This is a genomic window from Pseudomonas sp. NPDC089569 (genome assembly GCF_050280625.1).
Classification (GTDB): domain Bacteria; phylum Pseudomonadota; class Gammaproteobacteria; order Pseudomonadales; family Pseudomonadaceae; genus Aquipseudomonas.
In genome coordinates this window covers 1-4,776 of sequence record NZ_JBNNVQ010000189.1, presented here as the reverse complement: position 1 = coordinate 4,776, position 4,776 = coordinate 1, and the positions used below count along the sequence as shown (strand labels likewise).

The 4,776-nt window shown below is 59.5% G+C and carries 4 protein-coding genes and 1 pseudogene; all 5 read left to right on the top strand.

Annotated features, from left to right (window positions below; all coding sequences use genetic code 11):
- Nucleotides 1-81: 81 nt before the first annotated feature.
- Nucleotides 82-624 (top strand): annotated as a pseudogene (locus tag ACQKP2_RS31755) (23S rRNA (adenine(2503)-C(2))-methyltransferase RlmN); the annotation flags it as partial.
- A 16-nt stretch (nucleotides 625-640) separates the two neighbouring features.
- Entirely contained in the window at nucleotides 641-1,399 is a 759-nt protein-coding gene (gene pilW / locus ACQKP2_RS31750; RefSeq protein ID WP_427582231.1) for a type IV pilus biogenesis/stability protein PilW, read from the top strand.
- Nucleotides 1,399-2,445, top strand: coding sequence for a RodZ domain-containing protein (locus tag ACQKP2_RS31745; RefSeq protein ID WP_427582230.1), 1,047 nt, complete (start codon nucleotides 1,399-1,401; stop codon nucleotides 2,443-2,445). Before pilW ends, ACQKP2_RS31745 begins: the two co-directional genes overlap by 1 nt.
- 3 nt (nucleotides 2,446-2,448) lie before the next feature.
- Nucleotides 2,449-3,558 (top strand): flavodoxin-dependent (E)-4-hydroxy-3-methylbut-2-enyl-diphosphate synthase, encoded by a 1,110-nt coding sequence (gene ispG / locus ACQKP2_RS31740; protein ID WP_427582229.1) that lies wholly within the window; start codon nucleotides 2,449-2,451, stop codon nucleotides 3,556-3,558.
- Between the two features lie 28 nt (nucleotides 3,559-3,586).
- Nucleotides 3,587-4,776 (top strand): histidine--tRNA ligase (hisS, locus tag ACQKP2_RS31735; RefSeq protein ID WP_427582228.1); only part of this gene is annotated, 1,190 nt, incomplete at its 3' end.

Genomic DNA, 4,776 nt, shown 5'->3' with positions numbered 1-4,776 from the left:
GCGGCTTTACCGGCGCCGATGACAATCACCCGACCGCTGCGGTCAGCAGGCAAATGGGCTTCGAGGACTTGTTGCGGATGGGCCGCGTCGATGGCAGTGCCGATGATCGATGAGCTGCACAAGCACATCGACGTCTCCCTGGCGTTGTCGCTGCATGCACCGAATGACGCATTGCGTAACCAATTGGTGCCGATCAACAAGAAGTATCCGCTTAAGATGCTGCTCGAGTCGTGCCAGCGCTACATGTCCAATCTCGGCGAAAAGCGCGTACTGACCATCGAGTACACCTTGCTCAAGGATGTTAACGACAAGGTTGAGCATGCGGTTGAAATGATCGAACTGCTCAAGAATGTCCCGTGCAAGATCAACCTGATCCCGTTCAACCCTTTCCCGCATTCCGGGTACGAGCGGCCGAGCAACAATGCCATTCGTCGGTTCCAGGATCAGCTGCATCACGCGGGTTTCAACGTCACTGTTCGCACCACCCGTGGTGAAGACATCGACGCAGCCTGTGGTCAACTGGTAGGGCAGGTGATGGATCGCACCCGTCGCAGCGAACGTTATATCGCCGTGCGTGAATTGAACGCCGACAACGATATGGCGCAGAACGCCGCGACCAAATAATCAAGAGAGGATCTCTATGTCCCTGCGCTTTGCGCTGCTTCTGCTTTTGGCCAGCCTGTGTGCTGGTTGTGTTCTTTCGGGCGATTACAGTCCGATGAAAACCAGCAAGGGCCGAGACGAAGCGCGTGAGGCGTATGTGCAACTGGGCATCGGTTATCTGCAACAGGGCATGACCGAGCGAGCAAAAATACCGTTGAAAAAAGCGCTCGAGCTGGATGACGCGGACGCGGATGCCAACGCGGCGCTGGGGCTGGTCTTCCAGGCGGAAATGGAGCCTGAACTGGCCGATCAGCACTTTCGCAAGGCGCTGTCCTCTCGTCCCGCCGATGCACGAATCCTCAATAATTACGGCAGCTTTCTTTTCGAGCAAAAACGATACATGGAGGCGTACGAGCGCTTCGAGCAGGCCGCCGCCGATACGCTGTATCCTGAGCGTTCGCGTGTGTTCGAGAACCTGGGCGTAACCGCTTCCATGCTCGGCAAGCGTGATCTGGCCCAGCATCAACTGGAAAAAGCCCTGCGTTTGAATCGCCAGCAACCGCGTGCATTGCTGGAAATGGCTGAGTTGTCTTACGAAGACAGGCATTATGTGCCCGCGCGTGATTATTACGATCGCTTCAGCCTGCTTACCGAGCAAAATGCACGTAGTCTATTGCTCGGCGTCAGGCTGGCAAAAGTGTTTGAAGATCGCGACAAGGCCGCAAGTGCAGGCCTGCAATTAAAACGACTCTATCCCGGTACACCGGAATATCAGCAATACCTGTCGGAGCAATGATGAAAGCGGCGCATCCCGAAGTTGTAGCAGCGAATCGCGTTAACCCCGGTGAGACTTTGCGCCAGGCCCGCGAGAGCAATGGCTGGTCGCTGGCCGAAGTGGCCCTCAAGCTCAACCTCACCGTAAATTCCCTGAGTAATCTGGAAGCCGGTGATTTCGATAAGCTGCCTGGGCATACCTTTGCTCGCGGCTACATCCGTGCCTACGCCAAATTGCTCGGCATGGATCAGGCCGTTCTGGTCCAGCAATTCGACCAGTCCACCGGCACCGATTCTCATGGCAGCAACGTCCATAGTCTGGGCCGTATCGAAGAGCCGGTCCGGGTTTCCCACACCATTTTGCGAATTGTCAGCCTGTTGCTGCTCGTAGCGGTCATCGGGGGCGGTTTCATCTGGTGGCAGGATCAAACCTCGCTACGCACCAAGGAACTGACCAGTCTGAGCCCCGAACACGTCGAAGTCGAAGGCGCCGACGGCACGACCCAGATTCATCCACTGGACGAGCCGGAAGACCAGGCCGTTGCCGAAGGGCAGGGTGAGGCTGCAACCACTCTGGCATTGCCGCAGTCCGAGGCCGCCGCTCAAGCGCCGGTTGAGGCTCAGGCGACTGCACCGGTCGCACCGGCTCCGGCAGCACCCGCTCCAGCAGCCCCTGCGCACAGTACGGCCCCGGTCGCCGTGACGCCGGCAACCCCGGCCCCGGCTGCGCCTGTCGTACCCGCGCCGACGGTAGCGGCTCCGGTTGCGCCAAGCGCTGCGGCGACAGTCGTGGCAACGCCGGCTCCGGCACCAGCCCCGGCTGTCGGCCAGGGTCAGGTTCAAGTGCAGTTCACTGCCGATTGCTGGACACAAGTGACCGATGGCGGCGGCAAGGTGCTGTTCAGCGGTCTCAAGCGCAAGGGCGACAGCCTTTCCGTCAATGGCAAGCCACCGTTTGCCGTTCGCCTGGGCTACGCCCGTGGCGCACAGGTCAGCTACAACGGTCAGGCGGTCGATGTTGCTCCGTTCACCAGTGGCGAGACTGCTCGCCTGAAGTTGGGTCAATAAGTCATGCACGGCGAATCTCCAATCAAACGTCGCGAATCGCGCAAGATCTGGGTCGGTAACGTGCCTGTTGGCGGCGATGCGCCTATCGCTGTACAGAGCATGACCAACAGCGATACCAATGATGTCGCCGCCACGGTGGCGCAGATCAATCGTCTCGAAGCGGCCGGTGTCGATATCGTGCGGGTTTCCGTACCGGACATGGACGCTGCCGAGGCCTTCGGCAAGATCAAGCAGCTGGTCAAGGTGCCCCTGGTTGCCGACATCCACTTCGACTACCGCATCGCTTTGCGCGTTGCCGAACTGGGTGTCGATTGCCTGCGAATCAACCCGGGCAACATCGGCCGCGAAGACCGCGTGCGCGCGGTGGTCGATGCGGCGCGGGATCGCGGGATTCCGATTCGCATCGGCGTCAATGCCGGCTCGCTGGAAAAAGACCTGCAGAAGAAATACGGCGAGCCGACTCCGGCGGCGCTGGTCGAATCTGCCCTGCGTCACGTCGAACATCTTGAGCGTTTGAATTTTCAGGACTTCAAAGTCAGCGTAAAGGCTTCCGACGTGTTCATGGCCGTCGAAGCCTATCGCCTGCTGGCCAAGGAAATCGTTCAGCCTCTGCACCTGGGCATCACCGAAGCCGGTGGTTTGCGTTCAGGCACGGTGAAATCCGCCGTGGGCCTCGGTATGCTGCTCGCCGAAGGGATTGGCGATACTATCCGCATTTCTCTTGCGGCCGATCCGGTCGAGGAAGTGAAGGTCGGCTACGACATTCTCAAATCCCTGCACCTGCGTTCCCGTGGCATCAACTTCATCGCCTGCCCGAGCTGCTCGCGGCAGAACTTCGACGTGGTCAAGACCATGAACGAGCTCGAAGGGCGCCTGGAAGATTTGCTGGTGCCGCTGGATGTTGCGGTCATCGGTTGCGTGGTCAACGGCCCGGGTGAAGCCAAGGAAGCCCATATCGGCTTGACCGGCGGTACGCCTAACCTGATTTACATCGATGGCAAGCCATCGCAGAAATTGACGAATGACAATCTTGTGGATGAGCTTGAGCGCTTGATCCGCGAGAAAGCGGCCGAGAAGGTCGAAGCTGATGCAGCGGTTATCGTGCGCGGCTGATGTCACGCCCTGAATTTAAGGATTTACTGTGAGCAAGTCTCTGCAAGCCATTCGTGGCATGAACGACATCCTGCCCGAACAAACCCCGCTGTGGCGTCACTTCGAGGGCACCGTATCGCGCCTGCTGGATAACTACGGTTACAAGCAGATTCGCATGCCGATCGTTGAATTCACCGAGTTGTTCAAGCGCTCCATCGGTGAAGTGACCGACATCGTTGAAAAAGAGATGTACACCTTCGACGACCGCAACGGCGACTCCCTGACCTTGCGCCCCGAGGGGACCGCTGCCTGCGTGCGCGCAGTGCTCGAACATGGCATCACCGGTGGTGGCCAGGTACAGAAACTGTGGTACATCGGCCCGATGTTCCGCCACGAGCGTCCGCAGAAAGGTCGTTATCGCCAGTTCCACCAGATCGGTGTCGAAGTGTTCAACCTCGACGGTCCGGACATCGATGCCGAACTGATCGTGCTGACCTGGCGCCTGTGGGGCCAGCTGGGCATTCGCGATGCGGTCAAGCTCGAGCTGAACAGCCTGGGCACCAGCGAATCCCGTGGTCGTTATCGCGATGCGCTGGTCGAGTTCCTGTCCGCGCACATGGACAAACTGGACGAAGACAGCCAGCGTCGCCTGAAGACCAACCCGCTGCGGGTGCTGGACACCAAGAATGCCGATACGCAGGCGATTCTGGTCGATGCGCCGAAAATGGCCGACTACCTCGACGAAGAGTCCCGCGCACACTTCGAGGGCCTCAAGGCTCGTCTGGATGCCGCCGGCATTCCTTACGTCATCAACCCGAAACTGGTTCGCGGGCTGGATTACTACAGCAAGACCGTTTTCGAATGGGTCACCGACAAGTTGGGCGCCCAGGGCACTGTCTGTGCCGGCGGCCGTTATGACGGCCTGGTCGAGCAGATGGGTGGCAAGCCGACAGCGGGCGTAGGCTTTGCCATGGGCATCGAGCGCCTGGTTCTGCTGCTGGAAACCCTGGAGCAGATCCCGGAAGAAATTTCCCGTCAGGTCGACGTCTACCTCTGCGCGTTCGGTGAAGAAGCCGAACTGGCGGGGTTGGCCCTGGCCGAGCGTGTGCGTGACCAACTGCCCAACCTGCGCCTGCAAGTGAACGCAGGGGCCGGCAGCTTCAAGAGCCAGTTCAAGAAAGCCGACAAGAGCGGTGCGCTGTACGCATTGATCCTCGGTGACGACGAGATGGCCCAGCA

Coding starts and splice junctions, on each gene's coding strand:
- pilW (WP_427582231.1), top strand. CDS start 641: ATGTCCCTGCGCTTTGCGCTGCTTCTGCTTTTGGCCAGCCTGTGTGCT.
- ACQKP2_RS31745 (WP_427582230.1), top strand. CDS start 1,399: ATGAAAGCGGCGCATCCCGAAGTTGTAGCAGCGAATCGCGTTAACCCC.
- ispG (WP_427582229.1), top strand. CDS start 2,449: ATGCACGGCGAATCTCCAATCAAACGTCGCGAATCGCGCAAGATCTGG.